At 60.9% G+C, this 25758-nt stretch carries 20 protein-coding genes; 9 read left to right on the plus strand and 11 right to left on the minus strand.

What is annotated here, in order from left to right; genetic code table 11:
• Positions 1 to 42 precede the first annotated feature (42 nt).
• The 4 genes from F550_RS0113775 (at position 43) to F550_RS0113790 (ending at position 3920) form a co-directional block, all read left to right on the plus strand.
• The gene (locus F550_RS0113775; RefSeq protein WP_018149158.1) at positions 43 to 1374 is read left to right on the plus strand and encodes a flavin-containing monooxygenase; all 1332 of its coding nucleotides are present in this window, start codon (positions 43 to 45) and stop codon (positions 1372 to 1374) included.
• A gap of 30 nt (positions 1375 to 1404) precedes the next feature.
• The gene (locus F550_RS17940) at positions 1405 to 2097 is read left to right on the plus strand and encodes a M23 family metallopeptidase (protein ID WP_169332272.1); all 693 of its coding nucleotides are present in this window, start codon (positions 1405 to 1407) and stop codon (positions 2095 to 2097) included.
• Between the two features lie 122 nt (positions 2098 to 2219).
• Complete coding sequence (locus F550_RS0113785; protein WP_018149160.1) at positions 2220 to 2852, plus strand: TetR/AcrR family transcriptional regulator; 633 nt, start codon at positions 2220 to 2222, stop codon at positions 2850 to 2852.
• Between the two features lie 18 nt (positions 2853 to 2870).
• Complete coding sequence (locus F550_RS0113790) at positions 2871 to 3920, plus strand: alpha/beta hydrolase (RefSeq protein ID WP_018149161.1); 1050 nt, start codon at positions 2871 to 2873, stop codon at positions 3918 to 3920.
• A 160-nt stretch (positions 3921 to 4080) separates the two neighbouring features.
• Here the strand turns inward: F550_RS0113790 and F550_RS0113795 are convergent, their stop codons facing one another.
• Positions 4081 to 4761: an SOS response-associated peptidase gene (locus F550_RS0113795; protein WP_018149162.1), complete on the minus strand. Its 681-nt coding sequence runs from the start codon at positions 4759 to 4761 to the stop codon at positions 4081 to 4083.
• Positions 4762 to 4877: 116 nt separating this feature from the next.
• Here F550_RS0113795 and F550_RS19515 point away from each other — a divergent pair, with 116 nt between their 5' ends.
• Entirely contained in the window at positions 4878 to 5522 is a 645-nt protein-coding gene (locus F550_RS19515) for an OmpA family protein (protein WP_324603049.1), read from the plus strand.
• 303 nt (positions 5523 to 5825) lie between these two features.
• Here F550_RS19515 and F550_RS0113810 read toward each other — a convergent pair whose 3' ends face one another.
• The 7 genes from F550_RS0113810 to F550_RS0113840 all read right to left on the minus strand — a co-directional run bounded on the left by F550_RS0113810 (position 5826) and on the right by F550_RS0113840 (position 13384).
• Positions 5826 to 8057 carry a 3-hydroxyacyl-CoA dehydrogenase NAD-binding domain-containing protein gene (locus F550_RS0113810; RefSeq protein WP_018149165.1) on the minus strand — a complete coding sequence of 744 codons (2232 nt, stop codon included), beginning with the start codon at positions 8055 to 8057 and terminating at the stop codon, positions 5826 to 5828.
• Between the two features lie 19 nt (positions 8058 to 8076).
• Positions 8077 to 8289, minus strand: a complete 213-nt coding sequence (locus F550_RS0113815) for a hypothetical protein (RefSeq protein WP_018149166.1) — start codon at positions 8287 to 8289, stop codon at positions 8077 to 8079.
• A complete protein-coding gene (locus F550_RS0113820; protein ID WP_018149167.1) occupies positions 8290 to 9495 on the minus strand; it encodes an acetyl-CoA C-acetyltransferase in 1206 nt (401 codons plus the stop codon). It lies immediately after the preceding gene.
• A 25-nt stretch (positions 9496 to 9520) separates the two neighbouring features.
• Entirely contained in the window at positions 9521 to 9703 is a 183-nt protein-coding gene (locus tag F550_RS0113825) for a hypothetical protein (RefSeq protein ID WP_018149168.1), read from the minus strand.
• 4 nt (positions 9704 to 9707) lie between these two features.
• Positions 9708 to 10871 carry an acyl-CoA dehydrogenase family protein gene (locus F550_RS0113830; RefSeq protein WP_018149169.1) on the minus strand — a complete coding sequence of 388 codons (1164 nt, stop codon included), beginning with the start codon at positions 10869 to 10871 and terminating at the stop codon, positions 9708 to 9710.
• A 161-nt stretch (positions 10872 to 11032) separates the two neighbouring features.
• Positions 11033 to 12814, minus strand: a complete 1782-nt coding sequence (locus F550_RS0113835; protein ID WP_026180789.1) for an acyl-CoA dehydrogenase C-terminal domain-containing protein — start codon at positions 12812 to 12814, stop codon at positions 11033 to 11035.
• 90 nt (positions 12815 to 12904) lie between these two features.
• Positions 12905 to 13384: a MerR family transcriptional regulator gene (locus F550_RS0113840; RefSeq protein ID WP_018149171.1), complete on the minus strand. Its 480-nt coding sequence runs from the start codon at positions 13382 to 13384 to the stop codon at positions 12905 to 12907.
• Positions 13385 to 13610: 226 nt separating this feature from the next.
• Here F550_RS0113840 and F550_RS0113845 point away from each other — a divergent pair, with 226 nt between their 5' ends.
• On the plus strand, positions 13611 to 17444 hold the full coding sequence (locus F550_RS0113845; protein WP_018149172.1) for a peptidoglycan-binding protein: 3834 nt from the start codon (positions 13611 to 13613) through the stop codon (positions 17442 to 17444).
• A gap of 4 nt (positions 17445 to 17448) precedes the next feature.
• Here F550_RS0113845 and F550_RS18705 read toward each other — a convergent pair whose 3' ends face one another.
• The gene (locus tag F550_RS18705) at positions 17449 to 18201 is read right to left on the minus strand and encodes a hypothetical protein (RefSeq protein ID WP_018149173.1); all 753 of its coding nucleotides are present in this window, start codon (positions 18199 to 18201) and stop codon (positions 17449 to 17451) included.
• Between the two features lie 5 nt (positions 18202 to 18206).
• Positions 18207 to 19850: a cisplatin damage response ATP-dependent DNA ligase gene (locus F550_RS0113855; protein ID WP_018149174.1), complete on the minus strand. Its 1644-nt coding sequence runs from the start codon at positions 19848 to 19850 to the stop codon at positions 18207 to 18209.
• A gap of 23 nt (positions 19851 to 19873) precedes the next feature.
• Here F550_RS0113855 and F550_RS0113860 point away from each other — a divergent pair, with 23 nt between their 5' ends.
• Positions 19874 to 20311, plus strand: coding sequence for a PaaI family thioesterase (locus tag F550_RS0113860; protein WP_018149175.1), 438 nt, complete (start codon positions 19874 to 19876; stop codon positions 20309 to 20311).
• 13 nt (positions 20312 to 20324) lie between these two features.
• Here F550_RS0113860 and F550_RS0113865 read toward each other — a convergent pair whose 3' ends face one another.
• Positions 20325 to 21356 carry a ligase-associated DNA damage response exonuclease gene (locus F550_RS0113865; protein ID WP_018149176.1) on the minus strand — a complete coding sequence of 344 codons (1032 nt, stop codon included), beginning with the start codon at positions 21354 to 21356 and terminating at the stop codon, positions 20325 to 20327.
• Positions 21357 to 21467: 111 nt separating this feature from the next.
• On the opposite strand from F550_RS0113865, the gene F550_RS0113870 reads away from it, so the two are divergent.
• Together F550_RS0113870 and F550_RS0113875 are read left to right on the plus strand one after the other, a co-directional pair.
• A complete protein-coding gene (locus F550_RS0113870) occupies positions 21468 to 22943 on the plus strand; it encodes a serine hydrolase domain-containing protein (protein ID WP_018149177.1) in 1476 nt (491 codons plus the stop codon).
• 38 nt (positions 22944 to 22981) lie between these two features.
• Entirely contained in the window at positions 22982 to 25675 is a 2694-nt protein-coding gene (locus F550_RS0113875) for a ligase-associated DNA damage response DEXH box helicase (protein WP_018149178.1), read from the plus strand.
• Positions 25676 to 25758: the final 83 nt, after the last annotated feature.

Here is a 25758-nt window from a genome sequence, read left to right on the forward strand (position 1 = left end):
CCAGACAAGCGAGCACAATGCGTGACGCTGCGGGAGGAATTCATGGCATTCGACGGACAATCAAGCGGCAAGGCCTGTATCATCGGTGCGGGCTGTTCTGGCTTCACCATGGCCAAGCGGCTCAAGGATTACGGGGTCGCCTATGACTGTTTCGAGATGTCGGATAATATTGGCGGCAACTGGTACTACCGCAATCCGAACGGGCTCTCATCATGCTATCAGAGCCTGCACATCGATACCTCGAAATGGCGCCTCGCCTTTGAAGATTATCCCGTGCCGGATGAGTGGCCGGATTTCCCGCATCACGCCCAGCTGCTCCAGTATTTCCATGACTATGTCGATCATTTCGGCCTGCGTGAGACGATCACTTTCAACACGGCCGTGACAAAGGTCGAGCGCCGCTCGGATGGCGACTGGGACGTGACGCTGTCGACCGGCGAAACCAACACCTATCAGTGGCTGTTTGTGGCAAACGGCCATCACTGGGACGCCCGCATACCTGAATATCCTGGCGAGTTCACCGGCCATCAGGTCCACTCGCATCACTACCGCGATCCATTTGAACCCTATGACTTCCGCGGCAAGCGGGTGATGGTTGTCGGCGGTGGCAATTCGGCGATGGATATTTCGTCAGAGCTCTCCCAGCGCCCGATCTCCGATAAGCTTTTCATATCGATGCGCCGCGGTGTCTGGGTGCTGCCGAAATACATGAACGGCCAGCCCGCAGACAAAGCCGTCCTGCCATCCTGGATGCCGACAAAACTCGGCCGCAAGCTTGCCCGCAAGGCGATCAAGAAGCGGGTCGGCAATATGGAAGACTATGGCCTTCCCAAACCCGATCATGAACCGCTCGATGGCCATCCATCTGTGTCAGGTGAGTTTCTGACCCGCGTCGGCTGCGGCGACATCACACCCAAAGGCGGGATTGAAAAGCTCGTCGGAGACGGCGTCATATTCAAGGACGGCACGCGCGAGCAGATCGATGCGATCGTCTGGGCGACCGGATACAATGTTACCTTCCCTTTCTTCGACGATGACCGCCTCAAACCCGTCGACAACCGCTTCCCGCTCTACAAGCGGATGGTAAAGCCCGGCCTCGACAATCTCTTCTTCCTCGGGCTCGCTCAGCCCCTGCCAACGCTGGTAAACTTTGCTGAGCAGCAATCGAAGCTCTGCGCGGCGAAGATCGCTGGCGAGTATGAGTTTCCCCCCGAAGACGAGATGAAGGAAACCATCGAGGAGGATGAGCAATTCCACCTCGGCCACTTCTACGATGCGCCACGTCACACGATGCAGGTGGATTTTAACGCTTACGTAAAAGATCTCATGAAAGAGATAGAGCGTGGGCGGAAGCGCGTGAAAGCCACCGCCTGACATAGGTTCTAGACCTTATGGATGGCCTTCATGTTGCGCACCGTGCTTGCAGTTTTTGCGGTCGTGCTGCTGGCGACAGCATGCAGCACGACACCCGCACCCGTTTCCTACCCTCTGAACGATGGGGGACGGGTCTCTGCGCCATCGGCGATCACGACAACAGCCAGCGTCAGCGCAGAGCAGGGGCCATTCCAACCTGATGCAGACCTGTATCTCTGTCCGAACAGCACGATCACAAACGCTTTTGAGTATGATCGGGACTTTCGCGTTCTGAATTTCAATCCGATCGTCCTGATCGACGGGAAAGTCGTCATGGCGGCCGTGCCGACGAACAATGCCTGCATGACATCCGGCTTCGGTCACAGGATGGGACGCACCCATAAGGGGCTCGATGTCCGCTCGAGGCCTGCCGGGATGGTCTATTCTGCGGCCCCCGGCATTATCCGCGAGGCCCGCCGCAGCCCCAGCTTTGGCAATACGATCCTGATCGACCACGGACAGGGTGTGTTCACGCGTTACGCACATCTCGACAACATCCAGTCTGGCATTGAAGAAGGCCGCGAGATCGGTTTTGGCCAGCCTCTGGGCATTATGGGGACCACCGGCCGCAGTACCGGCGTCCATTTGCACTTTGAAGTCCTGACCGGTTCGTTTCCAAGTGGCCTGACGGCGCATAATCCGCTCTCCTTCCCGCCCTATATGGCGCTTAGCGCAGGGTTTTGAGCTGGAAGGCAGCTGACGTGAGCAAATTGACGCCCGAAATCGCAGGGCGACAGCTCCATCAAAGTTGACGACGCGTCACCGATCTGTTCACTGCTTATCCTCTTGTATATTAGGGGCGTTAAATGGCGGCAACCACTCAGCAATCGGACGCGCCCGGCAAACGTGCAAGAACGAAAGCTGCTAACCGACAGTCCATTCTCGAAGCAGCGCGTCAGGTCTTCGCCCGCCTCGGCGCAGATGCGGCCACTGTGCGCGATATCATTAGGGAGACCGATCTCGCAGCCGGCACCTTCTACAATTACTTCCGCTCCAAGGAAGAAGTGTTCGAAGCTCTCGCCAACGAAGGGGTCAAGCGATTCAGGCCGCGCCTGGCGTCGGTGCGGGCGAACGCGTCTTCATTCGAAGAATATCTGACGGCCGCCTACGAAGCCTATTTCGAATTCCTGAACGAAGAAAACGAGGACGCCATCAAGAGCCGTGCGCCGCATAAGGTCATGATCGGCATGCGGGTCGATACACCTGAAATGCATGCCGTCTTTGATGAGATCCGCGCCGACTTCGAGCATGCCGCAAAGTCATCCGGGCTATCGCTCGCGGATTCCGGATATCTCACTGCTGCGGCGATTGGCATTGCGAGAGAAGTCGGCGATCATATGCTCCAGAGGCGCCCGGTCGATACAAAGGGCGCCGTGGAATTTGCGACCCAGCTCTTCATGAGCGGGGCCGGCGCGATTGCGCCAAAGCGTAGCGTATAGGACGAGGGAGACCTTCTGATGAGCCTGCAATCGACGATCGTGAAACTACTCATGAAGCTGCCTGGCGGCATGCTGGTGAAACTGTCAGGCGGAGAGCCGGTCATCCTTGGCGGGCGGACGCTCGACCCGCGCTTCCAGTTCATGATGGCCGGTGCAAAGCGGCAGCCGCCCGTGTCCAGCCTGTCTGCGCCTGAGGCCCGCGCCGCGTCGGCTCAAGGCCTCGCCATGTTCGCTGACAAGACAGAGCCCGGGGTCACCTGGGAAGACAGCGAGATCAAGGGCACGGACGGCCATCAGATCCCGGTGCGCATTTACCGCCCCGACAATCAGGACCCGAAAGCGCCGATGATGGTCTATTACCATTTCGGCGGCGGCGTGATCGGCGACCTTGAGACCTGCCATGCCTTCTGTTCGATGATATCGAAAGCGGCGGCCTGCCCGGTTCTTTCGGTCGATTACAGACTGGCCCCAGAGCACAAATTTCCAGCCGGCCTTGAAGACTGTATCGATGCGTATGAATGGGCGCTGCGTAACGCGCGCAATTACGGCGCGCCTGCCGGCATCGCCACGATCGGCGGCGACAGCATGGGGGGCAACTTCTCCGCCATCGTTGCGCAGGAGATGATGCGCGAACGAAAGCCGATGCCGCTTCTGCAATTGCTCATCTATCCAGCGACCGAAATCGAAAGCGAGTTTCCGTCATATGAGACTTATGGCGAGGCCTATCCGCTGAACGCCGACACGATGCGCTGGTTCATGGGGCATTATATTCCGGAAGGTCAGGACCGCGCCGATGTGCGGCTGTCACCTGCGCGTGAGGCGCAGCTGGAAGACCTGCCGCCCGCAATCATTGCGACAGCCGGGTTCGATCCGCTGGTGGATGATGGGGCAGCCTATGCGAAACTTCTCCGCAAGGCGGGCGTGAAAGTGACCTATAAATGCTATGATAGCCTGGCCCACGGATTTACGGCGTTCACCGGTGCCGTTCCGGCTGCGCGCGAGGCATGCGAGGAGATCGCAGCGCTGGTCGCAACCGCTTATCGCGGGTTCAAGATTGAAGATGACTAGGGCTGGAAAGACCCGGCCAGAGGGTCATCAATCAGCTTCCGGTGCTAGGCGGCGATAGCGGCCAGGGCCAGAAGGCTGACAAAGATAAAATAGATCGTACGCATGTTACTTTTTTGTCCAAAAACCTTTAAGAAAGTGTCACAGAGATCTTTCTAGCGGGCTATTGGCTGCGGATCAAATCGGAATGATTGTTCCGGACGTTTCCTACATCCGGATGCGCGGGCCACACATCCATGTCTTCCGATGCAAACGGTTTAAGAAGATCATCGACGTTCTCACTGGTATCCAGCCAGCGCGCAAAGTCTTGCTGTTGCAGGATGACCGGCATACGGGCGTGAATACCGGCCGTTGCCTCATTGGCTTGCGTGGTAAGAACGGTAAAGCTGTGAAGCTCGGAGCCTTCGATCAGCGCAACATCGTAAAGGCCTGCCAGGCAGAAATGCCGCCGGTTGCGCAGGCCAATGGCAAAGGGCGTCTTCGCGCCCTTGCGGCCGGTCCATTCATAATAGCCGCTAATGGGCACCAGGCAGCGGTGATGGCGGTAGGCCCCGCGAAACACAGGCTTTTCTGCCACTGTCTCTGACTTGGCATTGAAACTGGAAAAGGACTTTTCCTTCAGCGGCTTCTTCCACCAGGACGGCACCAGGCCCCAAAACGCAGGGGCGAGCTCAATATGACCCCGATGGGCTGGGCGCAGGATCGGCTGATAGGTGCCGGGCGCGGCATTATACGTCGCTTCCGGCGGCTCGATCTCATCCGGCGGGATAAGATTGAGCCAGGCCTGATAGTCCGACCAGGTTACGCCATGTCTGAAAAATCGTCCGCACATGTTGTCCTGCATTCATCTTAAAAGATTACTGTCATCAATGAGTATTGGAACGATCTCATATAGTGGTCGTTTCCATTCAACTACCTCCTACAACGTGTTGGGGGCATATGCTCATGAGGAGAGATTTAATGAAAAAAGTAATGGCTGGTGTAGCCGCAGCTGCATTCGTTCTAACCGCCTGTGAAGGCACGGGCCTTTCCCAAAACCAGGCTTATGGTGCCGGCGGCGGCGCGCTCGCAGGTGCAGCGCTTGGTACGCTTGCAGGCGGCGATGATGGCCGTAACGCTGCAATTGGCGCTGCCGTTGGCGCGCTGGCTGGCGGCGCGGTCGGGACGTATATGGACCGCCAGGAGCGCGCGCTCCGTGAGCGGACTGCCAATTCGCAGATCCAGGTAGAACGTCAGGGCGACCAGATCGCGTTGACCATGCCGTCCAATTCGAGCGTCAATTTCGCAGTGAACAGCGCCGAGCTCCAGGGCAGCGCCTATGGACCGCTGAACGAGATTGCCGGTGTTCTTCAGGAATACCCGTCGACATCGATTGATGTTGTCGGCCATGCAAGCTCGGACGGTCCGGACGACTACAACATGCGTCTTTCCGAACAGCGCGCAAACACCGTTGCCAACTATCTCGTTGGTCAGGGCGTAAACTCGGTTCGCATCTCGGCCTATGGCCGCGGCGAAACCCAGCCGATTGCAAGCAATGACACCGAAGCAGGCCGCGCTGCAAACCGCCGCGTCGAAGTTCTGCTGACGCCTGTCACAACCAGCTAGTTCTGAACTGATCAGCTGAAAAGCATGAAGGCCGCAGCATAATCGCTGCGGCCTTTTTCTTTGGGCGGGAGTGAGCCGCATGCGGTTTCCGGGCTTTCGAAGCCCCCTTTGAAAATCACTTGATCTGCGCAGGCAGCGGCTTGGTTTCATAGGGTCCGGGCGCCATGCTCTGCTGCGTACGGACTCAACTCGCCTTCGATTGAATAGTGAACTTTAGGGCTGAATGGCGCAAAAATTCTTGAGCTGAAACAAGAAAGGCCGGAGCGCGCGCTCCGGCCTTTCCAATCAGGTATTGAGGTCTGGCTACGCGGCCACTTTGGCTTTCACGCCGCCTGGCGGGAAGCGGTCGTAGAAGCCTTCGCCCTTGGCGGCCATATCCTTCAGAAGCTGTGGCACGGCGAAGCGTTCGCCATATTTGGCTTCCATCTTTTCGGCCTCTTCAACGAAGGGCTTGATGCCCCAGATGAGGTCCACATAGGAGCAGCACCCGCCCGTATAAGGCGCAAAGCCCCAGGCCAGGATGGAGCCGATGTCGGCATCGCGCGCGTCGGTGATGACGCCTTCCTCGAAACAGCGGGCAACTTCGATAGCCTGACGGATGAGGAAGCGGTCAATCAGATGCTTCTTCATCTCTGGCGGGCACTCATCGACCTTCACTTCAAGGCGGGTGTTGAGGTCCGGCCAGAGACGCTCCGGGCGACCTTTCTCATTATAGTCGTAGAAGCCCTTGCCGGCCTTGCGTCCGACCCGGCCCTGATCCTCGACCAGCCAGCCGAGGAACTGGGTCCGGTCATCGCTCTGGATGTCGACGCCCATTGCTTCGGCTGTCGCGCGGGTCACTTTCAGCGCCGTGTCGAGACCGACAGAGTCGGAGACCTCAAGCGGGCCCATCGGCATGCCGGACTGGCGCCCGACATTCTCGATGATGGCTGGCTTGATGCCCTCGGCCAGCATTTCCATGCCTTCGCGCGTATAGGTGCCAAAGCAGCGCGACGTATAGAAACCGCGGCTGTCATTGACCGAGATCGGCGTCTTACGAATGGCGAGGACATAGTCGATCGCCTTGGCCAGTGTCGCTTCGGACGTCTTCTCACCGGAAATGATCTCGACAAGGCCCATCCGCTCCACAGGGGAGAAGAAGTGGATGCCAATGAAGTTTTCCGGACGTTTGGAGGCTTTCGCCAGGCCCGTGATCGGCAGGGTCGAGGTGTTGGAGCCAAAGACAGCGTCTTCACCGAGAACCGCTTCAGCCTGCTCGGTGATCTTGGCTTTCAGCTCTTCATTCTCGAACACAGCTTCGATGACGAGGTCTGCGCCCTTCAGCTCGTCATAATTGTCGGTGGTCGTGATGAGGTCGAGGAGCTTGTCGCCCTTTTCCTTGGTCGACTTGCCGCGCGAGATGTCCTTTTCGACGAGACGGCGCGAATAGTCCTTGCCCTTCTCGGCGTTCTCCTTGGACACATCGACCAGAACGGTCGGGATGCCAGCCTTGGCCTGGACATAGGCAACGCCTGCACCCATCAGGCCTGCGCCGATGACAGCGATCTTCTTGAACTCTGTTTTCGGGTGGCCTTCCGGGCGGTTGCCGCCCTTGGAAAGCGCCTGCGTCGACAGGAACAGCGAACGGATCATCGCCTTGGCTTCAGGGCGTGACTGGGTGTTGATGAAGTAGCGCGTCTCGATCCGAAGGCCTGCATCGATCGGCACCTGAATGCCTTCATAGACGCAGGAGAGGATGTTCTTCTGGGCCGGGAAGTTGCCATAGGTCTTGGCGTGAAGCATGGCGTTCGCCATCGTCATGACCTGACCGGCACCAGGGCTCTTGTGCGGCACGCCGCCTGGCACCTTGAAGCCTTTTTCGTCCCATGGGGCCTTGGCCGATGGATTCGCTTTCACCCATGCCTTTGCCTTTTCGACGACGTCTGCCCCCGGGGCCAGCTCCTGGATGACGCCCATCGCCTTGCCTTTTTCAGCGTCAAAGCTCTCACCCTGAAGGATGAGCGGCAGGGCCGCTTGCACACCAACAAGGCGTGGCAGGCGCTGCGTGCCGCCAGCGCCCGGCAGGAGGCCGATCTTGGCTTCCGGAAGGCCGAATTGCTGCTTCGGATTGTCGTTGGCTGCGACACGGTAATGGCAGGCCAGCGCGACTTCGAGACCGCCGCCAAGGGCGAGGCCGTTAAGGGCGCAGGCGACCGGCTTTCCGCAGGTCTCCAGCTCGCGCAGAGTCTTGTTGAGCGAGAAACCTTGCTCAAAGCGTTCTTTCAGCTTCTCGTCTTCACTTTTTTCACTGGCATCGCCAGCTCCGGCGCGGTTGCCCATCTCACCAAGGTCTGCGCCGGCGCAGAAGCCCGAAGGCTTGCCAGACGACAGGACAAGACCCTTGATCTTGTCGTTGCTCGCGACTTCCTTGGCGATCGCGATGATGTCCTGAACGGCCTGCCCCGTCAGCGTATTCATGCTGCGGCCCGGCACGTCGAAAGCGGCGTGCGCAATGCCATCGCCGTCAATGTCGAATTTGAAGGTTTCGAGTTCCATCTATCTGTCCTCTTGAAGATCAGCCCTCTGCGGAGCTGTCTTCATCCGTCTTGTGGTTATCTTTGGTCTGATTGAGCTGCGCCTTGCCGAAGGCCGGTGCGAGACCGATGCCGATGGCAAGGCCGGCGCCCATGAAGGCCATATTGCCAAGGGCGACGCCGAGCGCCGCGCCTATGGCAATACCGATCGCTATGCCGACCGGCAGGCCCTTCTGGAACGCCTCGTTGCTCACCTAGACCCGTTCGATGATCGTTGCTGTGCCCATGCCGGCGCCCACGCAAAGTGTTACCAGTGCGGTTTCCTTGTCGGAGCGCTCGAGCTCGTCGACCATGGTGCCCAGCAGCATGCCGCCGGTCGCCCCAAGCGGGTGGCCCATGGCAATGGCGCCGCCGTTTACGTTCATCTTCTCGTGCGGAATGCCGAGCAGATGCATCATCAGCATCGGCACGGACGCGAACGCCTCATTGAGCTCATAGATGTCGATATCGCCGACATCCATGCCAGCTTTCATCAGCGCCTTGCGGGAGACGGCCGTCGGGCCGGTCAGCATGATCGCCGGCTCTGAGCCGATCGAGGCCATGGATCTGATGCGCGCGCGCGGCTTCAGGCCAAGCCGCTCGCCCATTTCCTTCGAACCGAACAGAACGGCCGATGCGCCATCCACGATACCGGAAGAGTTACCGGCATGGTGAACGTGGTCGATGCTTTCCAGCTCAGGATAGCGCTGCTTGATGATCTCATCGAAGCCCATGCTGCCCATGCCCGCGAAGGACGGATTAAGACCGGCCAGCGACTGCATGTCGGCATCGGGACGCATATGCTCGTCATGATCAAGGATGATGGCGCCCATCTGGTCCTTCACAGGAACGATGGATTTCGAAAAACGCCCTTCCTTCCAGGCGTTGGCGGCGCGCTTTTGCGACTCGACCGCATAGGCGTCGACATCATCGCGTGAGAAGCCCCATTTGGTCGCAATGGTGTCTGCGCCAACGCCCTGCGGCGCGAAATAGGATTTGATCGCGATGGACGGGTCAGACGACCAGGCACCACCAGCGGCGCCCATTGGAACGCGCGACATGGCTTCGACGCCGCCGCCGATTGCCATATCTGCCTCGCCGGTCATGACTTTGGACGCGGCCATGTTGCAGGCCTCAAGGCCAGAGGCGCAGAAACGGTCGACCTGTACGCCGGCCGTGGTCTCTGCATACTCAGCATTCAGCACGGCGATCCGCGCAATGTCGCCGCCTTGCTCACCAACTGGCGAGACACAACCGAGAACCACATCGTCGACATAGTTGGTGTCGAGTTCGTTTCGGTCGCGGATCGCCTGTAGCGCCTGTGTCGCAAGCGAAAGCGAGGTGATTTCATGCAGCGACCCGCTCTGCTTGCCTTTGCCGCGCGGTGTGCGCACAGCATCGTAGATATATGCTTCGTTCATTTGGATAATGCTCCTTTCAGGACATTCAAAAATTCAGATGGTCAGATTGGCGAAGGACGATGAGGCCGATGACGAGAGAGCCGAGTCCCAGCGCGATCGGCACAAAGCCGCTGACGCCCGCATCCGGGCGGGCAAATTCGACATAGGCGCCCAGCAGGATCGATATGATCCCGAGAATGATGGACGCGATGCCGAGCCAGCGGACCATGTGGCTACATCGACCTCGCAATTAGCATTTTCATGACTTCATTGGCGCCGCCATAGATGCGCTGGACGCGCGCATCGGCATACATCTGGCCGATGGGATACTCGTCCATATAGCCATAGCCGCCATGCAGCTGCAGGCATTCGTCGATGATCTTGCACTGAAGATCGGAGATCCAGTATTTCGACATCGAGGCCGTTGCCGCATCGAGCTTGTTTTTCAGCAGAAGCTCAGTGCAATGGTCAGCGAAGACCTTCGCGACGGTCGCTTCTGTCTTGCATTCGGCCAGCTTGAACTGCGTATTCTGGAAGTCCCAGATCGTTCCGCCGAACGCCTTGCGCTGTTTTACGTAAGCGACGGTTTCGGCGATCGCGCGCTCAATCATGCCGACGCCCTGAAGGCCGATGACATGACGCTCCTGCGGCAGCTTGGTCATCAGCTGGACAAAGCCCTGACCCTCTTCAGCGCCGAGCAAATTGGAGGTCGGCACGCGCACATCATTGAAGAAGAGTTCGGACGTATCAGCAGCCTTCTGACCGATCTTGCTGAGGTTGCGGCCGCGTTCGAAGCCCTCGACCTCGTCCGTCTCGACGCAGATCAGTGAGATGCCCTTGGAGCCTTTGGTGGGGTCGGTCTTGGCGACGACGACGACAAAATTGGCCGTCTGACCGTTCGAGATGAAGGTCTTCGAGCCGTTGATGACATAGTGGTTGCCATCCTTCTTCGCGCTCGTCTTTACGGCCTGAAGGTCCGACCCGGTGCCGGGCTCGGTCATTGCGATGGCAGCGATCAGGTCGCCTGACGCCAGACGCGGCAGCCAATTTTTCTTCTGCTCTTCAGAGCCGAATGTCTCGATATAGGGGGCGATGATGGCATTGTGCAGCGTGATGCCGAAGCCGTCGATGCCCTTCCACTGCTGCTGTTCGATGATGACAGCCTCATGGCGGAAATCCCCGCCTGCGCCGCCATACTCATCGGAGACAGATGCGCAGAGCAGACCTGCATCGCCGGCCTTCTTCCACATCTCACGCGGGACGTAGCCTTGCTTGCGCCAGTCTTCGACATGCGGCTTGCATTCGCGCTCAAAGAATTGGCCGACAGCATCGGAGAAGATCGAAATCTCCTCATCCTGACGCCATTTTGCGGGTGCGACGTCCAGTACGTCCTGCATCGAAATCTCCCTTAATCGTGTCGTTTGCGACGAGTTGTCGTTTACGTTCACGTCAATTTATAAAGCCCGCTCTCTGACGGAGCGAGTCCTCACGCAGCGTCAGGCCGCGCGACATTTAGCAGCCCGGCAGCAGGCCTTCCGGCCCGCTGCCGAATGCTTGATCAGAACCGTTCGGCGCCGAGCGCCATCAGGGGTTCTGCGCCGGTCTTGAGCTTCGCGAGATGCGACGTCGTTTCCGGCAGGATGCGGCTGATATAGTAGCGCCCTGTGATCAGCTTGTCGTCATAGAACGGGTCATCACCGCGCTTCTCCAGGGCAGTTTTCGCCATCTTGGCCCACATGAAGCCAAGCGCCGTCAGTCCGAACAGGTTCAGAAAGTCGGTCGATGCGGCCCCGGCATTATTGAAGTCGCTCATGCCGTTCTGCATCAGCCAGGTCGTCGCCTCTTGCAGCTCAGCTTTCGCCTTGGTCAGCCCCTCAGTGAAAGGCTTCATGTCTTCATCGCCTTCATGGGCACCGATGAAGTCGTCCATTTCGGCAAAGAAGGTGAAGATCGCGCGGCCGCCATTGGCGGCGAGCTTGCGGCCGACAAGATCCAGCGCCTGGATGCCATTGGTGCCTTCATAAATGAGGGCGATACGCACATCGCGGACATATTGCTCGACGCCCTGTTCGGTCGTGAAGCCGGTCCCGCCATGCAGCTGCAGCGCATCATTACAGGCCTTGAGGCCGCGATCGGTCAGGAAGGCTTTCACCACCGGCGTCATCAACGCCATATAGTCGCCAGCCTTCTCGCGGACTTTCTCATCCGGGGATTTGTGCAAGAGGTCGCCGTGAAGCGCGGTCCAGTAGGTGAAGAGACGCCCCCCTTCGATGAAGGCCTTGGTGTCCAGCAACATGCGGCGGACATCCGGATGCACGATGATCGGGTCGGCGGGCTTCTCAGGTTCTTTCGGGCCGGAAAGGGCGCGGCTCTGTAGCCTGTCGCGCGCAAAATCGGCTGCGTTCTGATAGGCGACCTCAGCCTGGGCGAGGCCCTGCATGCCGACACCGAGACGCGCTTCGTTCATCATGATGAACATGGTGCGCATGCCCTTATGCTCGTCGCCGACCAGCCAGCCCGTCGCCTCGTCATAATTCATGACGCAGGTCGCATTTCCGTGGATGCCCATCTTCTCTTCAAGGCCGCCGCACGAGACCGCATTGCGGTCGCCGAGCGAGCCATCCTCGTTAACCTTGTATTTCGGCACGACAAAGAGCGAGATGCCCTTGATGCCTTCCGGGGCGCCTTCAATACGCGCCAGGACAAGGTGAACGATATTTTCCGTCAGGTCCTGCTCGCCGCCTGAAATCCAGATCTTCTGGCCGGTGATCTTGTAGCTGCCATCAGACTGCGGGACGGCCTTGGTCTTGATGAGACCAAGATCGGTGCCGCACTGCGGCTCGGTCAGATTCATCGTGCCGGCCCATTCGCCGGTCGCCATTTTCGGGCCGTAGAGCTGTTTCTGCTCATCAGAACCGCCCGCCATCAGCGCCTCATAGGCGCCGGACGTCAGGCCGGGATACATGGCAAAGGCCATATTGGCCGACGACATCATCTCGCTGACCGCAATGGACAGTGAGTGGGGCAGGCCCTGTCCGCCCATTTCGGGTGTCTTCGACAGGAGCGGCCAGCCATTTTCGACAAATTGCTTATAGGCATCCGGAAAGCCGTCCGGCGTCTTGACCGAGGCGTCATCGGCGCGCGTGCAGCCTTGCTGGTCGCCAACCTTGTTCAGCGGGAAGAGGACCTCGCTTGCGAATTTACCGCCCGTCTCCAGGATCTGGTCGATGATGTCAGGCGTCGCATCTGCAAAGCCTTCAAGGTTGGCGTAATTCTGAAGGGACAGGACATCGTGGAAGATGAATTGCATGTCCCGGACCGGTGCGTCGTAACGTGGCATTTGTTTGCTCTCTGTCGTCTCTGTTGCACAGCAACCGGCCCGCACTTTCTACGGGCCGGTTCCAATTGATTTCCTGGTCTGGTCGAAGGCCTAGGCGTCGTCCAGCTGCTTGCGAGCGACCGCATCATAGGCGGCGACGCTTTCGGCATGCTCATTGGCCGGGCCGATCTTGGACAGATCGTTCTCCAGCCATTCAATGCCCTTCTGAAGTTCACCAAGGGCAATCTCGATGTCTTCGCGCTGGTTTTCGAATTCCTTCACCTGATTGCGGAATTTCTCGAGCGTCTTGCGCTTCTGGGCGCGCTCATTGTCGCCAAGGCCGTAGAGGTCGAGGATTTCGCGAATATCGGCAAGCGGCAGGCCGAGGCGTTTCATGCGAACGATGATCGTGACGCGGGCGCGGTCGCGGTGTGAATAGACGCGGGTCATGCCGTCACGGGCCGGGTGCAGCATGTCTTTGTCTTCATAGAAGCGAAGGGCACGCGGCGTGATACCGAACTCGCGGGCAAGCTCGGAAATCGAGTAGGTTCTGCTCTCGGAAATCGAAAGGGACGTGGCTGTATCTGGCATGAATTCCTCCTGGTTTTTGTTGTTTACGTATACGTCAACGTTACCCTTACCTTTCCGTCAAAGTAAAGCCCCCTCAAAGCACCAGATGCACATGTCTGAACAAATTGGCGGCTTCTGTTTACCATTTTAACCACCCTTTAAGACGAACCTCTCCATCCATGGTCCAATACGGTGATCCGGGATGTGCTTTCTGCAGAAGCGCCTCCGGAATGTGAGGAGTTCGCGCATGTCAAACTACGGGCCTTGGAGCGTCAAAGGCAGCGACGAACGCGCGCGTGAAGCAGCCCGGGAAGCGGCTCGCGAAGAAGGCCTCACCATCAGTGAGTACATTAACCGTATGCTCAAGATGGAAACCGGGTCTGCAGGCGGATCTGTGTCAGGCACGCCGCCTGCTGCCCGCGACGAGGAAAGCCCGCGATATGCGCGCGGCGGCGGCGGTAGTGGCGGCGACGGGGAGTATCCCGGGTCGGCTGCGGCCATTCAGGATCTCCTGCGCCGTCTGGAAGCCGTCGAGGCCCGCTCGGCGGTCGCGCTCAGCGGGATCGACCGCTCTATCCTTGGCCTCACCGAGCGCTTGGAGGATGCCCACCGCAAGGCGGACGGCATCTCCACAAATTATGACGGCGTCCTCGATGATATTCGCACCACGCACGATGCGCTGAAGACAAAGGTCGATTCGCTTGAAGGCAGCGGCGGTGGCCGCGGTGATGTGAAGGCGCTGAAATCGCTTGAGCGCGCGCTCGGCAAGCTCGCCTCACATGTTTACGAAGAAACCTCGCGTCAGAAAGACGGCACGGCCGATGTGCGCAAGCGGGTCGAAACCGGTCTTGAGGATATTGGCAGCCGTTTGAGCGGCGTCGAAGGCCGGATCGACAAGACGCTGGATGAAGCGGCAGAGCGCCTCGCCCGCAAGGTCGAGCAGGCCGAGCTGCGCACCGAAGGCGCGACCAAGCATCTCTCTGGCCGCTTCAGCGAACTTGAAACCCGTGTCGCTGAACGCCTCGCTCATGCCGACACCGTCGCAAAGCGCGTCGACGCCGTCGAAACCTCCACATCCGGCTCCATCAGCTCAGTAGAGTCGCTTGTTGAGGCGCTTCAGGCCCGGCTCGACCGCGCCGAGACAGCGACCAATGACGCCCTCGATAATGTCGATCAGACCTATACCGCCCTCAGCGCGCGGGTGAGTGAGCTCGCCGACAAGGCTCTGCCAGATACGGCAGCCATGCTTCGCGAACATTTTGAGTCGCGTTTCAAGGGCCTTTCCGAAGAGCTTCGCTCCTCTATCGATACCACGCGCCAGCAACTCGCCCGTGAGATCGAGGACGCCGCAGGTAAGGCGGCAAAACATGAGCAGGTCGACGCCGTCAGAACCTCCGTGGCAAACCTTTCAGAGGCGGTCGACCGCAAGGATGTCAACACCCAGGCCGCCCTCGGCACGATGCGTCAGGACCTGGAGCTTTCCGGCAAAACATCCCGCGTCGCGCTGGAAGAACTGTCGCGCCACGTCGACACCAACTGGACCGCCTCTCAGGCTGCCCTCGACACGCTGCGTCAGCGCTTTGATTCGCGCGACACAGTGTCGGTGAAGACGCTCGAAGACCTTCGAGAGCGGATGGATGCGCGCCAGAACGAACTTGCCGAAAAGATCGAGGCCGTCAGTGAGCGCGCTGTGCCGCTTGCGACCGTCGAGGCGATCCAGCAGGCCGTTGGTGCGATCCGCCAGCGCCTGGTCAGCAATGAGAAAACCTCCTCTGAAACGCTTGAGAAGGTCTCTGAGCGCATCGCCCGCGTATCGGAATTCCTCGGCAATCGCCTCAAGCAGGTCGAGAGCCGCGATTACGCCGCCCAGATCGAGGCGGTGCGCGCTGATATGCAGACGCTTTCGGCGGATGTTAAGCGCCAGATGGAAAGCTCGGGCGGTCAGACCGATGAGATGATCGAGCAGATCAGCGCTGAAATGAAGCGCATGGCCGAGCATTTTGAATCGCGCGTCGATGAGAGCGAGAAACGCAGCGCCACGGCAATCGAACAGGTCGGCGAGCAGGTCTCAGGCGTCGCACAACGTCTCCATGCCCGTCAGGACCGCTCCTTCCGTGAGCTTGAAGAGTCACTGGAAGCGGAACGCAAGACACAGCAGAAACGCCTTTCCGATGCGCTGAACGGCGTTTCCGACCGCATCGAAGAGATGCAGGAGCGCTCCAACACCTCGCTCTCTCCGGTGCAGAAAGCGATCGCTTCTCTAGCCACACGGCTGGAAGCTGTTGAAGACGGAAGCTCCGGCAAGTCGCGCAAATCGCGTAAGGCCAGCGCCCCCGATGCAGAGCATAGTGACGAAGCACTGCGCGACTTTCTCTCCGATGATGTGCCGGCCAAACCCGCGCAACCGGCAAAACCGGCGCGCGCGGCAAATCGCGACGAGTTCGAGGCAGGCCTTCCCTTCCTGGAAGAGCTTGATGACGGGTCACCCCCGTTCAATGCTGGCGGCGCCTATGAGTATGAAACAGAGCTGCCCGACGAGGATGGGGGCCGCGATCCATTCGCCAGCTTCGACGACTTTGATGAGAGCGGGCACGAAACGCGCGACAGCGATGTCTTCATCGAAGAACGCCCGCGTGCCGACGATTCCTGGGATGTTTCAGGGTCAGACGAGTTCGGTGGCCGTGGCAGCAGACGCTCAGGTGGCGGCGATGACTATATAAGCCGCGCTCGCCGTGCCGCGCTTGATGCCTCAGAGGTCGCTCCCACAAAGGCGGGAAAGGGTTCAAAGGCATCGAGGAAAAAGAGCCCCAAGGCCGCGTCCCAACCGAAAAAGTCGGGAAAATTCCCGCTCTTGGCGGCCGTCTCCATTGCGGCGCTCGCAACGGCTGGCGCTGGCGCGTGGGTCGTCATGAACAATATGCAGACCGAGGCGCCGCGCCCAACCGTCCAGACACGCGACACGCTGAGCCTCGCGGCAGCAGAACCGGCCGCGAGTGAGGCCATTGCCGAAGATGGCGAAGCAGCCTCCGCAGATAATGGCGCGGCCGATACGTCGGGTACTGCGCCGGCCAGTGATGGACGCGCCGAAACAGTCAATTCCGTTCAGGCACCGGAGTCAGATGCGGATCTCGAAGAGGCCCTCTTCGCCGAGGACGCAGCCCCAGATGTCGAGGCCAGCCTTTCAGGTATCAGCGATCCGTCAGATACCAGCCCCCCGCCGGCACAAGCCGACACACAACCCTCGCTCGCCTCGGTTGAGCCCATTCCTGAAGCCCCTTCCATGGAGTCAGCGGCTGTCGGTGGTGATGCGGTTGCGCAATACCTTGTCGGTGAACAGGCGCTAGAGGCTGGCGACTACACGTCCGGCCCGACAATGATCCGCCGCGCCGCTGAGCAAGGGCTCGCAGCGGCCCAGTACCGCTTCGCCAAGCTTCACGAATCCGGCCTCGGCGTTCCGCGTGACCTTGAAATGGCCCGCCAATGGACCGAACAGGCTGCGAGCGGCGGCAATGTGAAGGCGATGCACGATTTGGCCGTCTATTACGCCGAAGGCGAGGGCGGCCCGCAGACCTATACAGGCGCCGCAGAATGGTTCCGCAAGGCCGCCGACTATGGCGTCACCGATAGCCAGTACAATCTCGCCGTCCTCTACGAAGCGGGTCTTGGTGTTTCAGAGAACCCGACCGAGGCGCTCTACTGGTATGCGGTTGCCGCGAGCCAGGGTGATTCCGGCGCGCCAGCCAAGGTCGAAGAGCTTTCCAGCGCAATTGGACCGGAAGCGGCCTCGCGGGCACGTTCCATGGCTGCGGACTGGTCGCCTGCCCGCCCAGAGCGGCTTCCAAACGGTATCTTCCCGGCGCAATCCTGGCAGGGCGCGGTCTCTGCCGAGCAGGTTTCCGGCGTCCAGAAAGCCCTTGCGGCCCTTGGTCATGAGCCGGGCCCGGCAGATGGCATGATGGGCGCAGGGACGCTCGCGGCGATCAGGAATTATCAGCGCGAGAACGGCATGGAAGAAACCGGGAACGTGACGCCGGAGCTGATCGACAGCCTGAATGCACGGATCCGCGACGCCCGCAGCTAGGCGGCTATCGCAAGGCTGGGCGCGCGCCATACCGGACGCGTCGCCACAGGATGAACGCGCCAACCAGACAGGTGACCGCTGTCAGCCAGTGCATGCCGGTCAGGTACCAGTTATTTGCCGCAACGCCCGTCAGCCCCCAGGCAAGCGCGAGAAAGAAGACGACGCTGGCGCTGATCCGGCTCGCGAAGAACCAGGCAAGCCCGCCGGCAGCCAGAAGCGCCAGCCAGAGCGACACCCAGACCGTGTCAGTCGGGCCAAGGCCCGCGAGCGCGCGATAGGTTGCAGGCACTGAAATCGACACCGCCACTGCGATCCAGCCAGAGAACAGCCCTGTCAGCAACGCCGTATTCAACCGCCGCCACGTGCCGTCGAACCCGCCCATCAGATGAAGCCTCCGCGCGCTCATCCACGCAAAGGCGAGGATTGGCAGGAGCAGGACGAAATCCAGAACCGGCCAGCCGAGGAACTGCGCGCTCAGCATCCAGATGACATTGCCGAGCCCCGCCAGCATCAGGGGCGGCCCGAGATGCTGCTCCAGATAGGTCGGCTTCAGCACCGCAAGCAGCGCGAAGACCAGATAGGTGACAAACACCGCGCTCCAGATCGAGAAGAAAACGCCGGGCGGCAGTTCCGGCGGACGCGCGCCTGTCTCTGCCCGCGCGCCGATCGTTTCCCCCAGCCCGAGCACCGGGAGCAGCGGGACGAGGAATTGCGCAAGCGCGACGATAAGCAGGCCAATGGAAATCTTGCGGGTCATGGCGTCTAGCCTTTACCCGAGATCGGGTCGGCTGGTAGCATCTTTTCGAGCGTCGTCAGCCTGTCAGCCTCAGCGCTCGGCTTGTCCCAGCGGATGCGGTTCACCCGCGGAAACCGCATCGCAAGCCCGGATTTGTGCCGTGGGCTGCGCTGCAGGCCTTCGAATGCCACTTCCAGCACAAGGCCTTTTTCCATGTTCGCGGTGACCGACCGTACCGGTCCGAACCGGTCGATCGTGTTTTCCCGAACGAATTTATCGAGCTGCTTCAACTCCTCATCGGTAAACCCGAAATAGGCCTTGCCGACGGGGGTGAGCTCATCTCCCGCCTCGCCCTCGCGCCAGACCCCGAAGGTGAAATCGGAATAGAAACTCGACCGGCGGCCATGCCCGCGCTGGGCATACATCATGACGGCATCTACCAGAAACGGATCACGCTTCCATTTATACCACGGTCCCGTGGGGCGCCCGGCTTCATAGACACTGTCCCAGCGCTTAAGCATCAGGCCTTCGATTTCCGGGGCAGGCGGGTCATTGCGGGCCGCTTCCAAGGCTTCTAGATTGGTCACCGGCACCAGCGGCGACAGATCGATCCGCTCGCTCTGCGTGCGCGCGACGAAAGCCTCAAGCCTTTGACGCCGTTCGGAAAATGGCAGGCCCCGCACGTCTTCATCGCCCTCGACGAGGATGTCATAAGCGCGGATCATCGCCGGGCGCGCCTCCATCTGTTTCTTCGTCACCGTTTTTCGGTTGAGGCGCTGCTGCAGCTCGTTGAATGGGGCGACTTCACCATTGGGCGCGCGGATCAGAAGCTCGCCATCAATGGCCGCATCGAAATCCATCGCCGCCAGAACATCGGGAAACGTGTGAGAGATATCGTCGCCCGTGCGGGTATAGATCCGCCGGACGCCCCGCTCAGACACCGCCTGCACACGGATGCCGTCATACTTCCACTCGGCAGCAAAGACGGATCCGTCGATCATGGCGGGGTCGACGGCATCCGGATCATCGCGCTTGTCTTTCGTGACCAGCGGATGGGCCAGCATCACAGGCCTGAACGGCGCCTTGATGTCCGGGCTTGGCTTTTCTGCCTCGCCGTCCAGCCATGCAAAGAGGCTCTCATAAGGCGGGGCAAGGCCGTGCCAGATCTCCTCGATCTCAGCCGGTTCGACGCCGCCCATTTCCGCCAGCGCCACCTTGGTCAGGCGCGCCGACACACCGATCCGCAGCCCGCCGGTCACCATCTTGATCAGCGCCCAGCGTTGCGGAGGCTCCAGCATGTCGAGCCAGCCTGCGACCAGCCGCTCGCCCTCGGCCCGGGTGGCCCCAAGCAGCGCTTCGATGACGTCTTCAATCGGTGGAATACGGTTCGCCCCGCGCGCGCCCGGCCAGATCAGGCTGACGGTTTCAGCAAGGTCCCCGACATAGTCATAGGACAGGCGGAAAAGTTCAGGATCGACCCGCGCCTCGGCAAGCCGCCTGATCGATCCGCCTTTCACACCGGGAATATCCAGCTCGCCCGTCAGCACCGCCAGCGTCCAGCCGCGCGCCGGATTTACTTCACTAGTGAAATAATTTACCAGAAGAGCGATCTTCGCGTTGCGCGACGGGGTCAGGATCAGCCGTTCAAGGAGGTCGGAAAAGGCCTGCATGAATGACTAGATAGGGGGCGGAAATGACAATGACAGATAGCGATGTGCCGACTGGCTATACGCGGCATTTCAAGACGTCGGGCTTCACTGACCCGTGGGAGCCGCTATTTTCGAAAGTCGAGGCAGACAGGGTCTGGATGGGGGTCCGTATTGCCGACGCCCATTGCAACTCGCGCGGCTTTGCGCATGGCGGCCTGGTCTCGGCCCTGGCCGACAATGCGATGGGGCTAAGCGCAGGTCAGGTCCTCAAGGCCGAAGCGCGCGATGATGTCGGGGGCCTCGTGACGGTGAGCCTTAACACAGACTTCATCGGGTCCGGTCAGATCGGGCAATGGCTCGAGGTCGACACCCATTTTGTGAAAACCGGTGGCTCGCTCTGTTTTACCGGGGCGCTTGTGCTCGCCGATGGTGCGCCGATTGCCAGGGCAAGCGCGACCTTCAAGATCGTGAAGGCGCGCTAGCACGTCTGAGAGCCTAGTCGATGCTCTCATCCTCATAGCCGACCAGCCGCAATGGCCTGGCCTTGCGTCCTTCCAGCTCGGCCCAGCGCACCAGCGCATCCTCGCGTCCATGGGTGATCCAGAGCTCTTCCGGGTCGACCTCGCGCACAGTGTCAGTCAGCTCATCCCAGTCGGCATGGTCGGAAATGATCAGCGGCAGTTCGACGCCTGATTGTTTGGCGCGCTGGCGCACGCTCATCCAGCCAGATGCAAAACAGGGCAGGGGGTCTGGAAAGCGCCGGCCCCATTTATCGTGAAAGGATGAGGGCGGGCCGAGCACGATCTTGCCACGAAACCGCTCCTGCGCGCCGCGCTCTGAGGTCTCCAGCGTCGCGGTTTCCAGCGGCCCGAGCGCGATCCCATGATCCTCATAAAGCTTGCAGAGCTTCTCCAGCGCGCCGTGAATGTAGAGCGTTTCGTTATATCCTGCCTCGCGCAGGAGCTTGATCACGCGCTGCGCCTTGCCGAGCGCATAGACGCCCACAAGGTGCGTGCGCTCAGGAAACATGGCGACGCTGTCCAGCAGCTTGCGGATCTCGCCATCGGTGTCGGGATGCTTGAAGACCGGCAGGCCGAACGTCGCCTCGGAGATAAAGACATGCGTATCGGGCACAGGCTCAAACTGTCGGCAGGTCGGATCGCGTCGGCGTTTATAGTCTCCGGTACAGACCATGCGGAGGCCCTTCCAGTCGACGACGACCTGGGCAGACCCCAGCACATGGCCGGCCGGTGACATCCAGACCGTGACACCATTGATCTCGACCGTCTCGCCATATTCGATTGGCTGGCGGCTGGTTGTAAACTCCTCGCCATAGCGCGCGTCCATGATGGCGAGCGTTTCAGGTGTCGCCAGAACGGCGCCGTGACCTGCGCGCGCATGGTCGGCATGGCCATGTGTGACCACGGCCCGGTCAACCGACCCACGGACCGGGTCGATATAGAAATCCCCCGGTGGGCAATAAAGCCCCTTGGGCGTTGGGTGCAGGAGAAGGTCTGGCCGTATCATTGTCCTCTCATATAGGACGGGGTGGCCCGCCTTTCCCGCCATGTTTCTGCCTTTTCCGCATGTGACACCTCTCGGGTTTCGACCCGATGCAACCGCAATTGGAGGCCCCCGATGCGCCGCACACTTTTGTCAGCCTTGCTCTTAACCGCCATGGCCGCCGCTCCCGCCGGTGCGCAGGAAGGCGGAGAGACCGAAATCATGCAAAAGGCGCTGGCAGCCGGCTACAAGGCGCTCTTCACTTGCTCGGCAACCTTCACTGCCGGCAAAGGTCTCGCCGAGATCGAGTTCAATGAGCTCGACGGCATCTATACCGACTACCGAAAGCCGATGCGGGCCACGTCTGAGGCAAACGTGTCGGACCGCTCGCGCACCGTCGCTGTGCGTTATGCCCGTGGTGAGCCGCCCCGTATCGCCGCCTGGCGCGAAGGCTTCGGCTGCGCGCTCCTGCCGATCGGCGCTGCGCCAGAGACGGTCGACGACCTGCCCCGGTTTTCAGCTGAGTTCCCGGCACGTGAGGCCGACCGCTCCACCGCGATCGGCCAGCAGGTCCAGCTGATCGACGCCTCGCCATATGAGCGCCGTCTGGACGCCCCCGTCAGCACAGCCTTCGATGGCGAGACCTATGGCGACGACACGCGAACCAGCGCCGTCCTCGTCGTCATGGACGGCCAGATCATGGCCGAGCGCTATGCCCGCGGCGTGGATGCCACGACACCCCAGCGCACCTGGTCGGTCGCCAAATCGCTGACAGCCTCAGTGGTTGGCGCAGCGGTAGAGCAGCGCATTATCGATCTCGATCAGACCCGCCTCCTGCAAGCCTGGTCCCGCATCGGCGATCCGCGCCGGGAGATTACGCTTCGCAATGTCCTGCAGATGTCCAGCGGTCTCGATTCCGGCGTTACCGGCAGCCGGACCGACAGGACCTATTTCGGCGGGGCGCTTGTCACCGACACCGCCTTTGTGAACCCGCTCGAAATCACCCCCGGCACCCGCTTCAAATACGCCAATTACGACACGCTGGCCGCGATGCGCGCCTTGCGTGAAGCCTTCGACAATGACGACGCCTATTGGGGCTTCCCCTATGAAGGCCTGCTCTGGAAGATCGGGGCGATGAACACACTGCTGGAAACAGACTGGGGCGGTGATTTTGTCTCCTCCAGCCAGGTCTGGATGACGGCCCGTGACATGGCGCGCCTCGGCCAGCTCTATCTGCAGGACGGCATGTGGGGCGATGAGCGCATCCTCGCCGAAGGCTGGACAGATTTCGTCTCCACGCCCGGACCAGCTCAACCGGACCGCGATGAAAGCCCGTTCGGATATGGCGGCAGCTTCTGGCTGATGGACCGCTCTGAGGGCCTGCCAAAGGACACCTATGCCGGTTTTGGCAATCGCGGGCAGTATCTGGTCATCATCCCCTCGCTCGACATGCTCATCGTGCGGCGCGGCTATGACACCGCCGATGGCGGGCGGTTCGATATCGCCGCTTTCTCCCGCGATGTGGTGGAAGCCATAAACCTTGCCCATACCGACCGCCTCGACGCGCAGGCAGAGGCCACAGCGGCTGAGGCTGGCTACGAAGAGAACTGAGTGAAGCGAAAGGTTCGCAGGATGGCCCTGTTCGCGCTATGTCCAATTCCATGCCGGACAATGCGCGACCATATTTCAGCCTCCCGGACCGTTTCGCCGACTGGTTCAGCGGACGCGGCTGGACCCCGCGCAGGCACCAGCTCGATCTGACCGAAACCGCCCTTGCCGGCGAAAGCGCGCTTCTCATTGCCCCGACCGGCGGCGGCAAGACGCTGGCCGGTTTCATGGCAAGCCTGATCGAGCTTTCAGAACGCCCGCCATCAAATTCCGGCAGGCCCGCGCTCCACACCCTCTACATTTCACCGCTGAAAGCGCTGGCCACCGATGTAGAGCGCAATCTGAATACACCCGTCGCCGAGATGGGCCTCGACATCCGGATCGAGACGCGCACTGGCGACACCCCGCAATCGAAACGCCAGCGCCAGCGGTCCAACCCGCCCGATATCCTGCTGACCACGCCGGAACAGCTCGCGCTTTTCATCGCGTCCGATCATGCCGATGAGTTCTTTTCCGACCTCAAATGCGTGATCATCGACGAAATCCACGCCATCGCGGCGTCCAAGCGCGGCGATCTCCTCTCGCTCGGCCTTGCGACGCTCGCCGAATGGGCCCCCGCCTGCCGCTTCATTGGCCTCTCGGCCACCGTGCGCGACCCGGGCCTCCTCGGCGACTGGCTGGACGTGCGCAAAAGACCTGAGCCAACTCCTCCCCCGCCCGCGGGGGAGGTGGGCCGCAAAGCGGGGGGGGGGGGGGAGCAGCAAAAGACGGCGCTCGACGCTTCCCCCCTCCGCCCTGCGGGCACCTCCCCCGTGAACGGGGGAGGAAAAAGCGTTGCGCCAGAAAAACGCGGCGTCTCGCTCATCCGGGCCGAAGGCGGCGTTGGCGCCAGCATCGATATCCTCATCTCGCGCGAACGCATACCCTGGTCAGGCCACTCAGGCCGCTTCGCGGTTCCCGAAGTCTACGAAGCCATCAAGGAAGCGGCGATGGCGCTCGTCTTCGTCAATACGCGCAGCCAGGCTGAAATGCTGTTTCAGGAGCTCTGGCGGGTCAATGAAGACGCGCTCCCCATCGCCCTCCACCACGGCTCGCTTGCTCGTGAGCAACGCCGCAAGGTCGAAGCCGCCATGGCGGCCGGCGTCCTCAAAGGCGTCGTCTGCACCTCCACGCTGGACCTTGGCATCGACTGGGGCGGCGTGGACCTGGTGATCCAGATGGGCGCCCCGAAAGGCGCGGCTCGCCTGATCCAGCGTATCGGCCGCGCCAATCACCGCATGGACGAGGCGAGCCGCGCGCTTCTGGTGCCAACCAACCGTTTCGAAATCCTCGAATGCCGCGCCGCTGAAGCGGCCGTCGAAGCCGGTGAGATCGACGGCGAGCCGATGCGCCTTGGCGCGCTCGACGTCCTCGCCCAGCACATCATGGGCCGGGCCTGTGGCGTCGGCTTCAGGCTGGAACCGCTGTTCGATGAGATCCGCCGCGCCGCGCCCTACGCCGATCTCAACTGGGAAACCTATGAGCGGGTCGTCGATCTTGTGGCGACCGGCGGCTACGCGCTGAAGACCTATGACCGGTTCAAGCGGATCGTGCGGATGCAGGACGGGGTCTGGCGGGTGCGCACCGCCCGCGACGCCCAGCAGCATCGCATGAATGTCGGCGCGATCGTCGAAGCGCAGCTCCTTAATGTCCGGCTGACGAGCTTTGTCGGCAAGGTCGGAGAGGCAACCGGCGGCGAGCCGACAGCAAAGGTGCGCGGTGACCGGCGCACCATGCGCCCCGGCCGTAAACTCGGAGAGATCGAGGAATATTTCATCTCTACGCTGACCCCGGGCGACACGTTTCTCTTCGCGGGCGAAATCCTTCGCTTCCTCGGTGTGTCAGAGCTCGACGTTCTCGTCACACGCGCGAAAGCCGACAAACCGGCCATCCCGAGCTATAATGGCGGTAAGTTCCCGCTGACGACCTTCCTCGCCGACCGTGTGCGCCACATGATTCATGACCCGGACCAATGGGCGGGCCTGCCAGATCAGGTCCGCGAATGGTTCGAAATACAGCGCGAGAAATCAGAGATCCCGCCGCCAGACCATCTTCTTGTCGAGACGTTTCCCCGGGCAGGCCGCCACTATCTGGTGACCTATCCCTTCGAGGGACGCCTTGCCCACCAGACGCTCGGCATGCTGTTGACAAGGCGGTTGGAGCGCGCAGGCGCCGGGCCGCTCGGCTTTGTCGCGTCCGAATACGCCATGGCCATCTGGGCGCTGGATGATATGAGCGGCATCGACATGGACGCGCTCTTCCATCCCGATATGCTGGGCGATGATCTCGAAGAATGGCTGGACGAAAGCCCGCTCATGAAGCGCACCTTTGCCCATTGCGCGCAGGTCTCCGGCATGATCGCGCGCCGTCTTCCCGGCAAGGAAAAGACAGGCCGTCAGGTCACGTTCTCCACCGACCTCATTTATGACGTGCTGCGCAGCCATGAACCTGACCACATCCTGCTTCAGGCCGCCCGTCAGGACGCCGCCACCGGCCTTCTCGACATTCGCCGCCTCTCAGACATGCTCGCCCGCATCCGCGGCAAGATCGATCACCGGGCGCTCGCCAAGATCAGCCCCTTCGCGGTGCCTGTAATGCTGGAGGTTGGCCGCGAACGCGTCGACGCCGCCGGCGTCACCGACGCCATCCTCCGCGAAGCAGAGATGGACCTCATTCAGGACGCGATGGGGCGGTAGAGGCGTGAACGTTGGCGCCTGTTCGCCTCTCCCGTCGAAGGATGAAGCGTCAGGCGGATACGTCAAATCACGCACCCGCCTGA

The sequence above is a fragment of the Henriciella marina DSM 19595 genome (assembly GCF_000376805.1).
Lineage (GTDB): Bacteria > Pseudomonadota > Alphaproteobacteria > Caulobacterales > Hyphomonadaceae > Henriciella > Henriciella marina.